This is a genomic window from Ensifer sp. EB106-05-01-XG146 (assembly GCF_058791875.1).
In genome coordinates, this window is record NZ_JBYTDX010000001.1 from 3,020,572 (window position 1) to 3,034,825 (window position 14,254).

A 14,254-nucleotide genomic window follows, 5' to 3' on the forward strand; every position below is an offset into this window, starting at 1 on the left:
GGCGATGAAGCCCGATCCGGCGGCCGGCCACATACCCGTGGCAAGTGCCGCCGGCGGCCGATCTGTGTCCGCTGGCAGCCCGAGCAAGGAACGCATCCGATGTTTCCGGATTCTCTCAATCTCTCCATTCGCGGGCCGGTGAACGATTTCATCCAGGCGCTGGTCAGCGGTTATGGCTGGGTCTTCAAGGCGATCAGCGCCGTCATTCTGAAAGCCGTTCTATTCATCGAATGGATCCTGCGCGGCCTGCCCTGGTGGGTCGTCATCCTGATCTTCATGGCGCTCGCCTGGCAAAGCTCGAAGCGCTGGACCCTGACGGTCGCCGTCGGCGTGCTGCTGTTCTTCGTCGGCGTGCTCGGCCTCTGGGACCTGACGATGCAGACGCTCGCCCTGATGCTGATGGCAACGATCGTCTCCGTCGTCATCGGTGTGCCGATGGGCATCTTCGTCGCCAAGAGCCGGACCGTGCGCAGCATCACCCTGCCGGTGCTCGACGTCATGCAGACCATGCCGAGCTTCGTCTACCTGATCCCGGCCTTGATGCTCTTCGGCCTCGGCAAGGTCCCGGCGATCCTCGCCACCATCATCTATGCCGTGCCGCCACTCATTCGCCTTACCGATCTTGGCATCCGCCAGGTCGACCATGAAGTGGTGGAAGCAGCGACCGCTTTCGGCGGCAGCCCCAACCAGATCCTCTTCGGTGTCGAGCTGCCACTCGCCACGCCGACAATCATGGCCGGCCTCAACCAGACGATCATGATGGCGCTGTCGATGGTGGTCGTCGCCTCGATGATCGGCGCCCGCGGCCTCGGCGAGCAGGTGCTGAACGGCATCCAGACGCTCGACGTCGGCAAGGGGCTGGAAGCCGGTATCGGCATCGTCATTCTCGCGATCGTTCTCGACCGCATCACGCAAGGCTTCGGCAAGAGCCGGACGGAGGATCCCCGCAATGGCTGATATCGAGATCCGAAACGTCTACAAGATCTTCGGGCAGGACGCGAAAGCCGCGCTCGCCATGGCCAAGGAAGGGCTCAACAAGTCCGAAATCCTCGCCCGCTCCGGCTGCAGCGTCGGCCTCAACAATGTCAGCCTGACGATCGGCGCCGGCAAGATCTTCGTAATCATGGGGCTTTCCGGCTCCGGCAAGTCGACCCTCGTGCGCCACATCAACCGGCTGATCGAGCCGACCAGCGGCGAAGTGGCGTTCGACGGCAGCAACATCCTGGACCTCGACGCCAAAGCGCTGCGCACCTTCCGGATGCACCGCGTCAGCATGGTGTTCCAGAGTTTCGCGCTGATGCCGCATCGCACCGTGCTGCAGAACGTCGTCTACGGCCAGCGCGTGCGCGGCCTGCCCAAGGCCGAGGCCCGCGACATCGGCATGAAATGGATCGAGACCGTCGGCCTTGCCGGCTACGACGCCAAGTACCCGCATCAGCTTTCCGGCGGCATGAAGCAGCGCGTCGGCTTGGCTAGGGCGCTGGCCGCCGATACCGATGTGATCCTGATGGACGAGGCCTTCTCGGCACTCGACCCCTTGATCCGCGCCGACATGCAGGACCAGTTGCTGCAGTTGCAGCAGAACCTTTCAAAGACCATCGTCTTCATCACCCATGATCTCGACGAGGCGCTGCGCATCGGTTCGGAAATCGCCATCCTCAAGGACGGCCAGGTGGTGCAGGTCGGCACGCCGGACGATATTCTGGAACGGCCGGCCAACGATTACGTTGCCCGCTTCGTGCAACGCCGACAGGGACGACCGGAAGCCCATGAGTGAGAATGTAGTCCTCGATGCACCACTGACCTGGAAGCAAATCGCAGCGGTCGCCAATGGCGCACCGCTCGCGCTTTCCGATGCAGCACGCCAGCGCATCGTCCACGCTCGCCGGGTCGTCGACGCTCTGGTCGAGCGCGGCATCCGCGGCTACGGCATCAACACCGGTGTCGGCGCGCTCTGCGACGTCGTCATCGACCGCGAGAACCAGCAGGCGCTATCGCGCAACATCATCCTCAGCCATTCCTGCGGCGTTGGCGAACCGCTCGCCCGGCCCGAAGCCCGGGCGGTGATGGCCGCCCAGATCGCCAACTTCGCCCACGGCTATTCCGGCGTGCGCATCGAGACGGTCGAGCCGCTGCTGGCACTGCTCAACGCCAACCTCATCCCCGACATCCCCTCGCGCGGCTCGGTCGGCTATCTCACCCATGCGGCCGCAATCGGCCTCGTGCTGATCGGCCACGGCACCGTCGATGACGGCAAGGGCAAGATCAGCGGCGTCGAGGCGCTCGCGCGGATCGGCCTCAAGCCGCTCAGGCTCGAAGCCAAGGAGGGCCTGAGCCTTGTCAACGGCACGCCCTGCGCCACCGGCCTTGCGGCATTGGCACTGTCGCGCGCTACGCACCTCTTCGACTGGGCGGATGCCGCCGCCGCGATGACCTATGAAAACCTCGGCAGCCAGGCGAATGCCTTTGCCGCCGGTCCATTGGCGCTTCGCCGCTCCAAGGGGCTGGATGAGGTCGGAGCATCCCTGCGCGATTTTCTTGCCGGCAGCCCGATGCTCGCCGAGACCGCGGGCACCCGCACGCAGGATCCTTTAAGCCTTCGTGCCGTGCCGCATGTCCATGGCGCTGCCCGCGATGCACTGGCCCACGTCGCCGACGTCGTTGACCGCGAGCTTGCAAGCCTCACCGACAACCCGGCCGTGTCGGGCACGCCCGAAGCGCCGGAGGTGCATTCGCAGGCCCATGCGGTCGGGGCTGCCCTCGGCCTTGCCATGGACAGCCTGGCCGTCGCCGTTGCCGAAGTCGCTGCCATCTCCGAGCGCCGCATCGACCGGCTCGTCAATCCGCTGGTGAGCCGCCTGCCGGCCTTCCTCGCCGGCGATAGCGGTGTTGCCTCCGGCTTGATGATCGCCCAGTACACCGCCGCTTCCCTTTCCGCTGAAAACCGGCGCCTCGCGGCCCCCGCCAGCCTCGATGGCGGCATCACCTCGGCGCTGCAGGAGGACATCCTGACGCATGCGACGCCGGCCGCCTGGAAGGCACTTGCCATCGCCGACAACCTCGAAACGATCCTTTCGATCGAACTGCTTGCGGCGTCGCAGGCCTATGACCTGCAGCCGCGTGGCCGCGCCGCACGCACCGACGCGCTTTACCGGCGCATTCGCTCGGAAATCCCCACCTATGCCGACGACCGGCCGCTCAACGGCGACTTCGCCCGCATGCGCACACTGATCGAAGGAGGCACGCCATGAAGGTGCTGCGCGCGAAAGACTACAAGCGCATGCCCTGGAAGAACGGCGGCGGTGAGACGGTGGAGATCGCCATTTTCCCCGAGAAGGCGTCGCTTGCCGATTTCGACTGGCGCGTCAGCATGGCGACCGTCGCCACCGATGGCCCCTTCTCCAGCTTCCCCGGTATCGACCGCACGCTGTCGATCCTTCAGGGCAAGGGTATGCGGCTGATGATCGAGGGTCGCAGGCCCGCTTTGATGACCGGCGAGACGGCGCCGCTCCCCTTCCCGGCCGACGTCGCAACATCAGCGACCCTCGTCGACGGTCCGATCGTCGACCTCAACGTCATGACACGGCGCGGCAGGCTCACGCACTCGGTTCAGCGACTGGCACTCGATCATCCGCGCAGGGCAGAAAACCTGGGGGGCACGACCCTCGTGCTATGCCACGGCGGCGCCGTGCGGTTGACCGCAAGTGACGCCACGGCCGACCTGGCAGCGGGCGACACGGCCGTGCTGACGGGCGCAGCCTCCTTAACCATCGAACCGGCGGCCTCTGCCGTCCTCTTCCTGATCACCATCGACAAGCCGGCCGCCTGATCGGGCGCCGTCTCGCGTCGTTCAGCCGCGCCTCAGATGCAGCAGGGGATAGGGCCGGCCTGCATCGTCGACAGGCGAACGCCCGACCACCTCAAAACCCATTCGCCGATAGAAACCGGCGCCGGACACATTCTGCTCGTTGACGTCAACCGTCAGCACCGGATGCAGGCTCATCGCATGCTCGACAAGCCGCCGACCGACGCCAGCGCCGCGCGCCTCGGCGTGGACGAAGAGCGAGTCGATCTGCGCCCCACTCATGCCCATGAAACCGAGCGCCAGGTCATTTTCATCCGCGGCAATCCAGAACTCGGCGGCCGGCAGATACTGGTCGCGCACCAGCACCTCGATCGCAGCAAAATCCTCCGGCGTCAGGAAATCATGGGTGGCGACAACGGCGCTGCGCCAGATCTCGAAGGTGCGCGGAAAATCGGATGGACGGGAGGGGCGGATGGAGATGGTCATGATGCAATCGCTTCTGAAAATGCGGCAGCGCGAGGCGTGCCGCGCGTCCGGCTGTGGCCAACGCGACTTTGCGAGGGCGTCAGCCTGTGAAGATGTCCGGTCCTGATCCGGTCCCGGACCGCGCACCTTATCCGCAGCCCCGACGATCGCAAGCGATCTCCGCACCTGCGGTTTTCAGGCCACGCCGGTTAAGAATTCAGCAACCATATTCCATGTTCCCCGGGGAACAGCACGATTGACGCCACACGATAGTCTCCATGTCACGGTTCTTAGTCACACATCAACGAACGCAGGGACTGGAGGACAAGGACATGATCAAAACCGCTTTCGGCGTCAACGTCACCGTACTGGTCTTCTCGATCACCGTGATCGCCATCATGCACTTCGCCCTGTCCCAATATCGCGCAGCCGAAATCGCCAACATCGACCTGCCGGACTACACGACGATCACTTCGTCGATTCATCGCTGAGGCGACCTACCCCGCGGCGGCAGCCGGGCAGCATGCCCGACTGGTTTCTACGCACACCCTCTCAAGCCGCATCTGCAGGCGCTGCCATCGATGATGGCGGCGCCTTTTGCATCGATCATCGGCTCCATGTATGGCCAGAGGGATTATGATAGGGAACGCTGACTGAACGAATCGCCGCTCAAGACAGCATTAGCAGCATATCCAGGAAGGCCCGAAATGACGGATCCGCAAAACGAACTGAAACTCAGCGCGTTCAAGTTCCACGAGCAGGCCGTCCGCGCCTCCGTCGGCGGAAAACCGCTCGCACTCGATGTGTTGGAACTCGGCGGCGAAATCCTGGTGGTACTGACCTGGCTCGGCAATTCCGAAAGAGGCCTGCGCAAGCCGGAATACGTCCTGCCCCTGAGCGCCGTGGCGCATCAGGCGCTGAGCAACGATCAGGACGCCAAATACAAATGGGCCATCGGCGCCCCGCTGCCGCAATCGCTCTTTGACGGCAGCGCGTCAAGGCAGTTCCGCAGACAGTTCGGGGTCAAGAGCGGACCGGCGCTGACATTGCCCTTGAAGCCGCCGCACCATTGACGGCGATTGTGCGTGCCTCAGACGAGCGCTTTCGTGCCAGATCTCCCTCATCAATCATTGCAATCTTAAAATCGTTAGAGATTGATGCCGTAACCGGCCAGCCACGAGCAGTCATCTCCAGATTGCGGAATGGAACCGTCCCCGCTTACCATGCGTAGGATGGGGATATGCCTATGAACGACAGAGGCTTCTACATTCCGGTTCTAAGCGCGCTGACCTTGGCCGCCTTTGTACTGCTTATTCGCTTCTTTCCAGATGTGACGAACTGGGAGCTCTGCGAAGCGTCGAGATGCACCGTACAGGATTGGCTGGCAGCGACGGCCGGCGGGTGGGATTTCTCGCAGCCGCGGTCGGCGCATACTTCGTTTATCACCAATTGGCGGAACAAAGGCGACAACTGCATTCGCGCTCGGAGATGGCGATCCCGTCTTTCAGGTCCACGTCTACGCTTTCGACCACACACGTGCGGTTCTGCGCTTCATCAATTGGAACAGGCGTACCCTCGCCATTCACCGGATCAGGATCCGGTGCGCGGATGTCGCAATTCCCATGCCGATCAAGTTTCGCTGGTCTGAGGACCAATTCACGCCCGGCGGAGTCGTCAACGACTGCGGGATCAATGCGGCAGGATGGCTCAACACAGTGCCTGGCGTAGAAGGCTGGATAGACAGACAAGGTCGTCCAGATATCTTCGACTTCCAACTGCTCTTCCAGGAAGAAGTTGAAGACTTCATCGAACTCATTGGGGGTCTTAGCACTACAACGATCGCTGAGATCATTGTAAACGGACAATATGAAGACGGTACGGAAAGACCGATTGATTTTAGGCTGAGGGTACCCGTCATCGATTTCCTGCCGAACACCGCAGCACGTGTACATTTGCACACTGCGGATGGCTAAGAGCATTCAAACAGAGTGCCCGCTTGGCGCCTTTTCAGCAACTCATCCAGCGCGCGTAATGAATCGACCACCTCATTCGCCCCGAGGTGGTAACGCATGCCGTACAAGCAAACTATTATCGATTCACTCGGGAACAAATGGTAGCGGAGGAGGGATTCGAACCCCCGACACAAGGATTATGATTCCTCTGCTCTAACCTACTGAGCTACTCCGCCGGGTACCGCGTCAGGGCTTCGAAGTGGAAGCCGTCTTGACTGGACGGGCGGCTTATACGGCCCGCTTCCGCCCACTGTCAACCCAAGTCTCCGGGAAAATGTGAAGTTTTCACAACAGCCCGGAAATCAAGGGCTTCAGGCGGCTGCCTGCGCCGAAAGCAGCGCCTTCAGCGCGGCTTCTGCGCCGGCTTCGCGTTCCGATTTGCGAATAAATCCGCCGCCATAAACGCGCGCATCCTCGCCGACGCCGGAATAGAGTGCGCAGGCTTGGCCGGGTGCAATACCGGCTTCGCCTTCCGCAAGCTCCACATAGATGCCCTCTTCGTCCATCGCGAGCACGGCAGGCGCCGGCTGGCGGGTGGAGCGCACCTTGGCGAAACATTCAAAGCCCCGCGCAGCGGCCACTTCGACGTCCTCATCACCCAGCCAGTTGACGTCGCGCAGGTAGACGCGGCGCGTTTCCAGCGCCTCCTTGGGGCCGACGATGACGCGGCGCGAGCGGGCGTCGAGATAGACGACGTAGAGCGGCTCGCCGGTCGCAACGCCGATGCCGCGGCGCTGGCCGATCGTGTAGTGCAGGATGCCCTCATGCGTGCCGAGCACGCGGCCGTCGAGATGCACGATCTCGCCGGAAAGCGCTGCATTCGGCTTCAGCTTCGACACGATGTCGCTGTACTTGCCCTGGGGCACGAAACAGATGTCCTGGCTGTCTGCCTTCTGGGCGACGACGAGGCCCATCTCCTCGGCGAGCTTGCGGGTCTCGGCCTTGGAGAGATGCCCCAAGGGGAAGCGCAGATAGTCGATCTGCTCCTGCGTCGTTGCAAAGAGGAAGTAGCTCTGGTCGCGATCGGCATCCGTCGGCCGGTAGAGCGCCCGCTGGCCGGCATAGCGCGGTTTCGGGCTCGGGCGCGAGCGGATGTAGTGGCCGGTCGCCAGCGCATCGGCGCCAAGCTCCTTGGCGGTTAAAAGCAGGTCGGCAAACTTGACCGTCTGGTTGCAGGCAACGCAAGGGATCGGCGTTTCGCCGGCGATATAGCTTTCGGCGAAGGGATTGATCACCGTTTCGCGGAAGCGCGCTTCGTAGTCGAGCACGTAGTGGGGAATGCCGAGGGTTTCGCAAACGCGGCGTGCATCGTCGATGTCCTGGCCGGCACAGCAGGAGCCGGCACGGTGCACGGCGGCGCCGTGATCGTAGAGTTGCAGCGTGATGCCGAGAACGTCGTAGCCCTCGCGTTTGAGCAGGCCGGCAACGACGGAACTATCGACGCCACCGGACATGGCAACGACGACACGCGTATCTTCGGGCTTGCGGTCAAAATCGAGACTGTTCACGGGATCCAATCCGGCCTTCGGGCGGCAACCTTGCGCCTGCCCTGTTTCACGCTTCATGCGATGCTTTGCCGAGGAACTCTCGGCCCACGGCATCTTCGGCTCCGCGGCGGCCGGCATCAATCGGATGCATAGAGCGCGCCGCAGTACTTTCAGTTCCGCGACATATAGAAACTTGTCCGTCCGGCGGCAAGGCCGGCCGCTGCCGCTGCCCGGCCTTAAAGGCGTCAGATCAGCTTCAATCGCATGGCGCGGGCAATCGCCTGCATGCGGTTGACGGCATCGAGCTTGCGGGTCGCGCTCTTGAAGTAGCTGCTGACCGTGTAGGTCGAGATCCCCAGGATGATGCCGATCTCGTCGCTGCTCTTGCCGGCAGCCGCCCAGCGCAGACATTCCAACTCGCGGCTCGAGAGTTTTTCACGTGCCGTATTGCCGGTGTCGAAGGTGCGCTCCAGGCATTCGAAAAGCTGGACCAGCGTGAGATACAGCGTCGCCCGCTCGACGCCGGCAGGTGCCTCGCGACGGCCCGAAAGCATGGCGATGAAGGGATCGCCGCCACTCGTGTGCAGCAGCACCGCGAAATGGCGCGCCATCTCCGGATGGGCCAGCAGGCGGTGCACCATGGCCTCGTCCGCGGGCTTGGCCGCAACATCGAGCAGCTCGGCCCCGCCGGTCACCGGCAGCTTGGTGAACCGCAACTTTTCGACCAGCCCGCTCGACTGGAAAGTCTCGCAGGCGTCGTACTGGCGCACCAGTTCGGACGGCCAGTTGCTGAGCACTAGCCGCTCGGAAAAGCGCTGCTGTTCGGCCAGCGGCATGCGCGCGATCATGAAATGGCCGAAGCCATAGCGCGCGATCAACCGCCGCATGAGATGCAGAAGTTCGTACTCGGTGCGGACGGTGGCCGTATCGATGTCCGAAAACATCTCCACCGTTTCAGCCTCGCGCAGCAAGGCCGGTTCATGCGATTCCTTCATCTGCGATCACCACATCCCCGGCGCCACCGCACCGGTCGAGAGAAATACAAACAACGCCCCACATCTTCAGGAGCATGAAATTCACCCGACAGGCGAAATAAAACTGCCGCTCCCGGCCTGCCCGCGAAAGAAACGCGCCCGGTTGTGAAAACTATGACGATGCACCAAGAATGAATGCGGGAGCGTACATACGACGCTCATCCTTATTTCGGGGCTTCGTTACCAAAAATTTTAGTTAAAGTGAAATGTGGTATTTGCATGGCTCCCATGTCAATTCCGCGAGAATCCGGATTGTTCTCAAGCGTTTCCACAAGTCGGGGAAATATTGCCCCAAGATCTAAGGGGCGCCACACGCGGATAAAAGCCCACCGGAAGTGTCTCAAATTATGAGCAAATTGTTACTTGACGCTTAGGCAAATGTTAAATGTGGCAGGCTAAGGTCACGGTCATATGGTCTTGAGTTTGTGTAGAGAGTCCCATGACCGAAATGATGCGACCACGCGTGAAATATGTCATCGGCCCCGATGGCAGCCCTCTGACGATTGCGGATCTGCCGCCGGCTAATACCCGGCGCTGGGTGATCCGCAGGAAGGCTGAGGTTGTTGCCGCCGTGCGCGGTGGCCTGTTGAGCCTGGAAGAGGCGTGCGAACGCTATACCCTTACCGTCGAGGAGTTCCTGTCCTGGCAGTCCTCGATCAACGATCACGGTCTCGCCGGCCTGCGCACCACTCGCATCCAGCAGTATCGCCACTAGTTCGCCCATCACAGGGCCATAGGTCGCGCGGCGGCTCCGGGTTTCCCGGGGCCGCCGCCGTCGTTTTTCCAGGTCCCGCGCGCACCGGCATTGGTTGCGTTTAACGAACGCTCTGTCCTCCGGCGATGGCGGGGCAGGCGATTCCGATTTGCGGAAAACTGCGCTAGCTTCCACGCAGACAAACCCGTTCATCAAGGAAGGCTGCCATGGAAATTATGCACGAGGAAACCGGATCGCACGGCCGCTACTCGACATCAGTCGAAGGCCATACCGGTGAAATGACCTATTCGCGCACCTCGCCTCAACTGATCATCGTCGATCATACGCTCGTTCCGGATGCTCTGCGCGGCAAGGGTGTCGGCCAGGCGCTGGCCAAGCATGCGATCGAGGAAGCCCGCAAGGGCGGCTGGAAGATCATTCCGCTCTGCCCTTTCATGAAGGCCCAGGCGATGCGGCATCCCGAATGGCAGGATGTCATCCAGGGTTGAGACAACCGCGGCAGCCACGGCACAAATCTTAAATCGAAATCGCGACCTTGGCGCGTCTTGAAAGAGGCGCGGCCCTGCAGGCCTCAAAATGAGAAGACCCGCCCGGATGCCGAGGCATCGGGCGGGTCTTTTTGTCTTGTCACGATCGTGCCGGATCGGATCATGCCAGCCGCATGATCCGTCAAGGATGGAACCATCTGCTCCGAAACGGGCAATCGGCCCGTCCAACGGACAAATCCCCCTTGCCGGATCCGGCTCGGGGTTCAAATCACCCTTTGGAACAAGGCGTTACGGCCCGCTGCGCCGGATTTTGGCGCAGGAGCCGCAGCTATGCCCGCAGGCGGGTCGACGTGTCCCGCTCTTCGAGGGCCGCCGCCTTCGCGTATTCAGCCTGCACTTCTTCGAGCGCGAGTTCGGCAGCATCCTGCTGCGTCTTCAGTTCGCGAATGGAAACCTGAAGATTGTCGGCTCTTTGACGTGCGGCCTTGGCGAAGGTGGGATAGGCGAAGTGCTGGGGATCGGAGATACCCGACTTCTTCTCCTCGAAAATAATCTGATTTTCCAGATCCTTGGTCATCCGTTCGAACTCAGCCATCATCATCTGAAGCTGGTTCAGCTGACGCTGCTTCTCCCGGACCTGAAATTCCTTCAGGCGGACAAGGCTCTCACGTGCTTTCATACGCAATACTCCCGTGGATAACGAGACCCCGGTTACTGATTTGCCCGCGAGCCGGCCCGAACAGGGCCGGAAACGAAAAATCTTCAGCGATATTAACAAAAGCCTACCGCTGGTAACCTTTCGTTTACGGGCATCGTTAATCATAGGCGTGATGATTTAAGGCTCCGTAAATGCTGAGGCACGAAATGTGACCGCCCCGGCATTAACGAGTCAGAAGAGTCAGATAACGGCATTTCCTCATGTTTCACATGAGATTAGCCGTTCTGGATTCACGTTTGAAATCAGGAGACTGCTAAAAATATTTAACAAACTCGATACACCTTGCCAGAGGGAATCAGAATTTGTTAACCATTTGGTGGCAGCCTCCAAATCAGGCAACGACTGGATCCGTATCGCGTAAGGGTGCCACGACAACCTTGGGCGGCGGAAAAGGGGAAGAATATGCGGGTTCTATTAATTGAAGACGACAGTGCAACGGCTCAGAGCATTGAGCTGATGCTCAAGTCCGAGAGTTTCAACGTCTACACCACCGATCTCGGTGAAGAAGGCGTCGATCTCGGCAAACTTTATGACTACGACATCATCCTTCTCGACCTCAATCTGCCGGACATGTCCGGCTACGAAGTCTTGAGAACGCTGCGTCTTTCCAAGGTGAAGACACCCATCCTGATTCTTTCGGGTATGGCCGGCATCGAAGACAAGGTTCGCGGCCTGGGCTTCGGCGCAGACGACTACATGACCAAGCCGTTCCACAAGGACGAACTGGTCGCTCGCATTCATGCGATCGTCCGCCGCTCCAAGGGCCACGCCCAGTCGGTCATCTCCACCGGCGAGCTCATCGTCAACCTGGATGCCAAGACGGTTGAAGTCGGCGGACAGCGCGTCCACCTGACCGGCAAGGAATACCAGATGCTCGAGCTGCTCTCGCTGCGCAAGGGCACGACGCTCACCAAGGAAATGTTCCTGAACCACCTCTACGGCGGCATGGACGAGCCGGAACTGAAGATCATCGACGTCTTCATCTGCAAGCTGCGCAAGAAGCTTGCAAACGCCGCCGGCGGCGCCAACTACATCGAAACCGTCTGGGGCCGCGGCTATGTGCTGCGCGAGCCGGATGGTGCCGAATACGCCGAAACTGCCTGATTCCCCGCCAGGGCTTGCATCGATCCCCGCATGATGCGGGCCCGACATTCAAGAGTTTCGCAAAACCCGCCTATGAGGCGGGTTTTTTTTTGCGCGCAAACGACCACGCTTGCCGGTCCTGCAATGCCCGGCGGATGCCAGGGTTGCGCGCGCCTGCACCCTCCCCTTCCCCGACGCTCGAAAATCTGATCCGCTCGCCCGCTCCGCACACAACAAAAAGCCGCGGCAAACGCCACGGCTTGATTTTGCTGCAAACAGATCAGGATAAGGCGGCTCAGGCCGCCATCGACTGGCTCGCGAAAACGCTGGTCAGGATCTTGCGGTCGAAAGGCTTCAGCAGGAAGTCGTCCGCGCCAGCGCGCTTGCCGGCCATCATCTTCTTCAGGTCTGCCTCGACGACGCAGTAATAGATCCGCACCGAAGGGCCGTTCGGCAACCGGCGAATATTGCCGATGAGCTCGAGCGCGCCTTCGAGACCCGCGTCGATGATCAGGATGTTCGGGAGTTCAGCTTCGCAGCGCACAAGCGCCTCGAGGCTGTTCGACGCCTCGTAAACCATGAAGCCCATGCCGGAGAGGATACGTTTTCCAACTTTCCGCACGACATCCGAGCCGTCGGCAATCATCAAACGTCGCATGTCCAACTCCCTTCGCCACTTACCTATACGCGTATCGGCATTCCTGAAACAACTCTATACAAATTTGGGAAAGATTTCGTTACGGAGTTTGCTTAACGAAGCTTTTTCATGCGGGATCAACACTCTGAAAACATTAAATTTTCCAGAATGCGAGCGAGATCGAAACGCATATGGCAGATACGTTTCCGCCGGATGCGATGGCACCCGGCGGCTGTCGAGAAGTCAAGAAATCGGAATACCTGGCGCCGTCGAATTAAACCTCAGGCTGCATTTTGGCCGTAAAGATGATTTCCTCGCCGGTCGAGGTAACGGCGATGTCCATGCGCGCCTCCTCGCCGAGAAGCACGGTGTAATAGGGCTGGATCGAATGGGCATCGACCGCCTCTTCCGGCGTGCCGGACAGGAGTTCCACCAGCCTCGGCGGTACCCGCATCATCCGGCCCTTCGCAACGAGCGTGAACGCGGCGTCGAATTCCGGATTCTCGAGCGTCACGTCGATCGAGCCGCCGCGCGGAATGGCGCCGTAGGCAATCAGGAAGAGGTTCAGAAGCAGCTTGACCCGGTTCTTGGCGATGATCGCCCGCGGGCCGTGCCAATTGACCTCGGTCTTCTTCTCGGCAGCGGCAAAATCCTTGGCGGCCTTTTCCGCCTCGCCAGTGTCGATCGACGCGCCGACCGAACCCGAGGCACCGAAGGCAAGGCGCGCAAACTTCAGCCGGACAGAGGCGTTGAGCGCGCTCGTGCGGATGAGGTCCATCGCATCGGCATCGGCGCCGCCCTCGTCGAGCAGTTCCAGGCCGTTGTTGATGGCGCCGACCGGGGAAATGATGTCGTGGCAAACCCGGCTGCACAGAAGCGCGGCCAGATCGGGTCCCGTCAATGTCAGGTTCGGATTCGTTGCCATCTTAGTTCCTTGTTTGGTGCCATCGGCCGTCGCCTGGAGCACGCGCCGTGGTCACGCCGGTAAAGCCTCACGCGTGAAGACGCAAGTCATGAGCTGCCCGGCGCAGCCGTTCATCAGTGGAACATAATGACACCACATTTGGTAAACCGATTGTTAAGACCATCAGTTCAAATTGCATGGCATTGGTCCAGACCCCAACTGGCCGAGCAGTGATCTGACTGTCGGCCACTGCAAACCCGCAAGCGAGCAATTTTCGCGCCTGACGGAGGATATGATGCATCAGATCATGAAGGCAGCCACATCGGCTCGCCGTGTTGTCCTGGCCACGATGTTTCTGGTCGCCGGCGCCCTGTCCGCTGCGCACGCCCAGTCGGCGAACAACAACAGCCAATACACCATGCAGGAAATCGTCGATGCCGGTCACGGCTTCTTCGGCGAAACTTCGGGCGGCCTTGCCAAGGTCGTCGAACGTGCCTTTGAACGCTACGGCCTGCCGAACGGCTACATTCTCGGGCAGGAAGGCTCAGGCGCGTTCATCGCCGGCCTCACCTATGGCGAAGGCGAGCTCAACACCAAGAATGCCGGACAGCACAGCGTCTTCTGGCAGGGTCCGTCGCTCGGCATCGACTGGGGTGGCCAAGGCAGCCGCGCGATGATGCTCGTCTACAATCTGCCGAGCGTGCCGGCGCTCTACAAGCGCTTCGGCGGCGTCTCCGGCTCGGCCTATGTGGTTGCCGGCGTCGGCATGACGGTGCTGACCGACGAGAACATCGTCGTGGTGCCGATCCGCACTGGCATCGGCGCGCGCCTCGGCGTCAATGTCGGCTACCTCAAGATGACCCAGACCCCCACCTGGAATCCCTTCTAAGACCGTTGCCGGACCTG

17 protein-coding genes and 1 tRNA gene are annotated in these 14,254 nt (G+C 61.2%); 11 read left to right on the forward strand and 7 right to left on the reverse strand.

Features of this window, described 5'->3' with window-relative positions; genetic code table 11:
• Positions 1–99 precede the first annotated feature (99 nt).
• From AC3WVQ_RS15100 to AC3WVQ_RS15115, 4 genes are read left to right on the forward strand one after another with little or no spacing between them, the layout of a single operon-like run.
• Positions 100–957, forward strand: a complete 858-nt coding sequence (locus tag AC3WVQ_RS15100) for an ABC transporter permease (protein ID WP_034806492.1) — start codon at positions 100–102, stop codon at positions 955–957.
• Positions 950–1,777, forward strand: coding sequence for a quaternary amine ABC transporter ATP-binding protein (locus tag AC3WVQ_RS15105; protein ID WP_060518545.1), 828 nt, complete (start codon positions 950–952; stop codon positions 1,775–1,777). The genes AC3WVQ_RS15100 and AC3WVQ_RS15105 overlap by 8 nt, the downstream gene beginning before the upstream one ends.
• On the forward strand, positions 1,770–3,251 hold the full coding sequence (locus tag AC3WVQ_RS15110) for an HAL/PAL/TAL family ammonia-lyase (RefSeq protein ID WP_090299914.1): 1,482 nt from the start codon (positions 1,770–1,772) through the stop codon (positions 3,249–3,251). Before AC3WVQ_RS15105 ends, AC3WVQ_RS15110 begins: the two co-directional genes overlap by 8 nt.
• Positions 3,248–3,829, forward strand: coding sequence for a HutD/Ves family protein (locus AC3WVQ_RS15115; protein ID WP_090299916.1), 582 nt, complete (start codon positions 3,248–3,250; stop codon positions 3,827–3,829). The genes AC3WVQ_RS15110 and AC3WVQ_RS15115 overlap by 4 nt, the downstream gene beginning before the upstream one ends.
• A 21-nt stretch (positions 3,830–3,850) precedes the next feature.
• On the opposite strand, the gene AC3WVQ_RS15120 is transcribed toward AC3WVQ_RS15115, so the two are convergent.
• Entirely contained in the window at positions 3,851–4,291 is a 441-nt protein-coding gene (locus tag AC3WVQ_RS15120; RefSeq protein WP_089044557.1) for an acetyltransferase, read from the reverse strand.
• A gap of 311 nt (positions 4,292–4,602) precedes the next feature.
• Between AC3WVQ_RS15120 and AC3WVQ_RS15125 the strand changes: the two genes are divergently transcribed.
• From AC3WVQ_RS15125 to AC3WVQ_RS15135, 3 genes are all read left to right on the forward strand, one after another.
• Complete coding sequence (locus tag AC3WVQ_RS15125) at positions 4,603–4,761, forward strand: hypothetical protein (RefSeq protein ID WP_156133954.1); 159 nt, start codon at positions 4,603–4,605, stop codon at positions 4,759–4,761.
• A 216-nt stretch (positions 4,762–4,977) separates the two neighbouring features.
• Positions 4,978–5,343 (forward strand): hypothetical protein, encoded by a 366-nt coding sequence (locus AC3WVQ_RS15130; RefSeq protein WP_090299918.1) that lies wholly within the window; start codon positions 4,978–4,980, stop codon positions 5,341–5,343.
• A gap of 549 nt (positions 5,344–5,892) precedes the next feature.
• Entirely contained in the window at positions 5,893–6,243 is a 351-nt protein-coding gene (locus AC3WVQ_RS15135) for a hypothetical protein (RefSeq protein ID WP_146243018.1), read from the forward strand.
• Between the two features lie 138 nt (positions 6,244–6,381).
• Here the strand turns inward: AC3WVQ_RS15135 and AC3WVQ_RS15140 are convergent.
• The 3 genes from AC3WVQ_RS15140 to AC3WVQ_RS15150 all read right to left on the reverse strand — a co-directional run bounded on the left by AC3WVQ_RS15140 (position 6,382) and on the right by AC3WVQ_RS15150 (position 8,764).
• Positions 6,382–6,458, reverse strand: a tRNA-Met gene (locus AC3WVQ_RS15140).
• A 135-nt stretch (positions 6,459–6,593) separates the two neighbouring features.
• The gene (gene mnmA, locus AC3WVQ_RS15145; protein ID WP_051659745.1) at positions 6,594–7,847 is read right to left on the reverse strand and encodes a tRNA 2-thiouridine(34) synthase MnmA; all 1,254 of its coding nucleotides are present in this window, start codon (positions 7,845–7,847) and stop codon (positions 6,594–6,596) included.
• A gap of 167 nt (positions 7,848–8,014) precedes the next feature.
• Complete coding sequence (locus tag AC3WVQ_RS15150; protein ID WP_034806462.1) at positions 8,015–8,764, reverse strand: helix-turn-helix transcriptional regulator; 750 nt, start codon at positions 8,762–8,764, stop codon at positions 8,015–8,017.
• Positions 8,765–9,242: 478 nt separating this feature from the next.
• Between AC3WVQ_RS15150 and sciP the strand changes: the two genes are divergently transcribed.
• A complete protein-coding gene (sciP, locus tag AC3WVQ_RS15155; protein ID WP_003527546.1) occupies positions 9,243–9,518 on the forward strand; it encodes a CtrA inhibitor SciP in 276 nt (91 codons plus the stop codon).
• Positions 9,519–9,724: 206 nt separating this feature from the next.
• Positions 9,725–10,006, forward strand: a complete 282-nt coding sequence (locus tag AC3WVQ_RS15160) for a GNAT family N-acetyltransferase (RefSeq protein ID WP_060581188.1) — start codon at positions 9,725–9,727, stop codon at positions 10,004–10,006.
• A 328-nt stretch (positions 10,007–10,334) separates the two neighbouring features.
• Here AC3WVQ_RS15160 and AC3WVQ_RS15165 read toward each other — a convergent pair whose 3' ends face one another.
• Positions 10,335–10,685, reverse strand: coding sequence for a flagellar export protein FliJ (locus AC3WVQ_RS15165; protein WP_034806460.1), 351 nt, complete (start codon positions 10,683–10,685; stop codon positions 10,335–10,337).
• Positions 10,686–11,126: 441 nt separating this feature from the next.
• Between AC3WVQ_RS15165 and ctrA the strand changes: the two genes are divergently transcribed.
• Positions 11,127–11,828 (forward strand): response regulator transcription factor CtrA, encoded by a 702-nt coding sequence (gene ctrA / locus AC3WVQ_RS15170; protein ID WP_025424706.1) that lies wholly within the window; start codon positions 11,127–11,129, stop codon positions 11,826–11,828.
• A gap of 274 nt (positions 11,829–12,102) precedes the next feature.
• Here the strand turns inward: ctrA and AC3WVQ_RS15175 are convergent, their stop codons facing one another.
• On the reverse strand, positions 12,103–12,465 hold the full coding sequence (locus AC3WVQ_RS15175) for a response regulator (RefSeq protein WP_034806707.1): 363 nt from the start codon (positions 12,463–12,465) through the stop codon (positions 12,103–12,105).
• Positions 12,466–12,718: 253 nt separating this feature from the next.
• A complete protein-coding gene (gene chpT / locus AC3WVQ_RS15180) occupies positions 12,719–13,369 on the reverse strand; it encodes a histidine phosphotransferase ChpT (RefSeq protein WP_060518553.1) in 651 nt (216 codons plus the stop codon).
• Positions 13,370–13,643: 274 nt separating this feature from the next.
• Here chpT and AC3WVQ_RS15185 point away from each other — a divergent pair, with 274 nt between their 5' ends.
• Positions 13,644–14,237 carry a DUF1134 domain-containing protein gene (locus tag AC3WVQ_RS15185; RefSeq protein WP_082566315.1) on the forward strand — a complete coding sequence of 198 codons (594 nt, stop codon included), beginning with the start codon at positions 13,644–13,646 and terminating at the stop codon, positions 14,235–14,237.
• The last annotated feature ends 17 nt before the right edge of the window (positions 14,238–14,254 follow it).

What these genes read in the sequence shown, in the direction of transcription:
- AC3WVQ_RS15100 (WP_034806492.1), top strand. Translation starts at nt 100, where the DNA reads ATGTTTCCGGATTCTCTCAATCTCTCCATTCGCGGGCCGGTGAACGAT.
- AC3WVQ_RS15105 (WP_060518545.1), top strand. Translation starts at nt 950, where the DNA reads ATGGCTGATATCGAGATCCGAAACGTCTACAAGATCTTCGGGCAGGAC.
- AC3WVQ_RS15110 (WP_090299914.1), top strand. Translation starts at nt 1,770, where the DNA reads ATGAGTGAGAATGTAGTCCTCGATGCACCACTGACCTGGAAGCAAATC.
- AC3WVQ_RS15115 (WP_090299916.1), top strand. Translation starts at nt 3,248, where the DNA reads ATGAAGGTGCTGCGCGCGAAAGACTACAAGCGCATGCCCTGGAAGAAC.
- AC3WVQ_RS15120 (WP_089044557.1), bottom strand. Translation starts at nt 4,291, where the DNA reads ATGACCATCTCCATCCGCCCCTCCCGTCCATCCGATTTTCCGCGCACC.
- AC3WVQ_RS15125 (WP_156133954.1), top strand. Translation starts at nt 4,603, where the DNA reads ATGATCAAAACCGCTTTCGGCGTCAACGTCACCGTACTGGTCTTCTCG.
- AC3WVQ_RS15130 (WP_090299918.1), top strand. Translation starts at nt 4,978, where the DNA reads ATGACGGATCCGCAAAACGAACTGAAACTCAGCGCGTTCAAGTTCCAC.
- AC3WVQ_RS15135 (WP_146243018.1), top strand. Translation starts at nt 5,893, where the DNA reads ATGCCGATCAAGTTTCGCTGGTCTGAGGACCAATTCACGCCCGGCGGA.
- mnmA (WP_051659745.1), bottom strand. Translation starts at nt 7,847, where the DNA reads ATGAAGCGTGAAACAGGGCAGGCGCAAGGTTGCCGCCCGAAGGCCGGA.
- AC3WVQ_RS15150 (WP_034806462.1), bottom strand. Translation starts at nt 8,764, where the DNA reads ATGAAGGAATCGCATGAACCGGCCTTGCTGCGCGAGGCTGAAACGGTG.
- sciP (WP_003527546.1), top strand. Translation starts at nt 9,243, where the DNA reads ATGACCGAAATGATGCGACCACGCGTGAAATATGTCATCGGCCCCGAT.
- AC3WVQ_RS15160 (WP_060581188.1), top strand. Translation starts at nt 9,725, where the DNA reads ATGGAAATTATGCACGAGGAAACCGGATCGCACGGCCGCTACTCGACA.
- AC3WVQ_RS15165 (WP_034806460.1), bottom strand. Translation starts at nt 10,685, where the DNA reads ATGAAAGCACGTGAGAGCCTTGTCCGCCTGAAGGAATTTCAGGTCCGG.
- ctrA (WP_025424706.1), top strand. Translation starts at nt 11,127, where the DNA reads ATGCGGGTTCTATTAATTGAAGACGACAGTGCAACGGCTCAGAGCATT.
- AC3WVQ_RS15175 (WP_034806707.1), bottom strand. Translation starts at nt 12,465, where the DNA reads ATGCGACGTTTGATGATTGCCGACGGCTCGGATGTCGTGCGGAAAGTT.
- chpT (WP_060518553.1), bottom strand. Translation starts at nt 13,369, where the DNA reads ATGGCAACGAATCCGAACCTGACATTGACGGGACCCGATCTGGCCGCG.
- AC3WVQ_RS15185 (WP_082566315.1), top strand. Translation starts at nt 13,644, where the DNA reads ATGCATCAGATCATGAAGGCAGCCACATCGGCTCGCCGTGTTGTCCTG.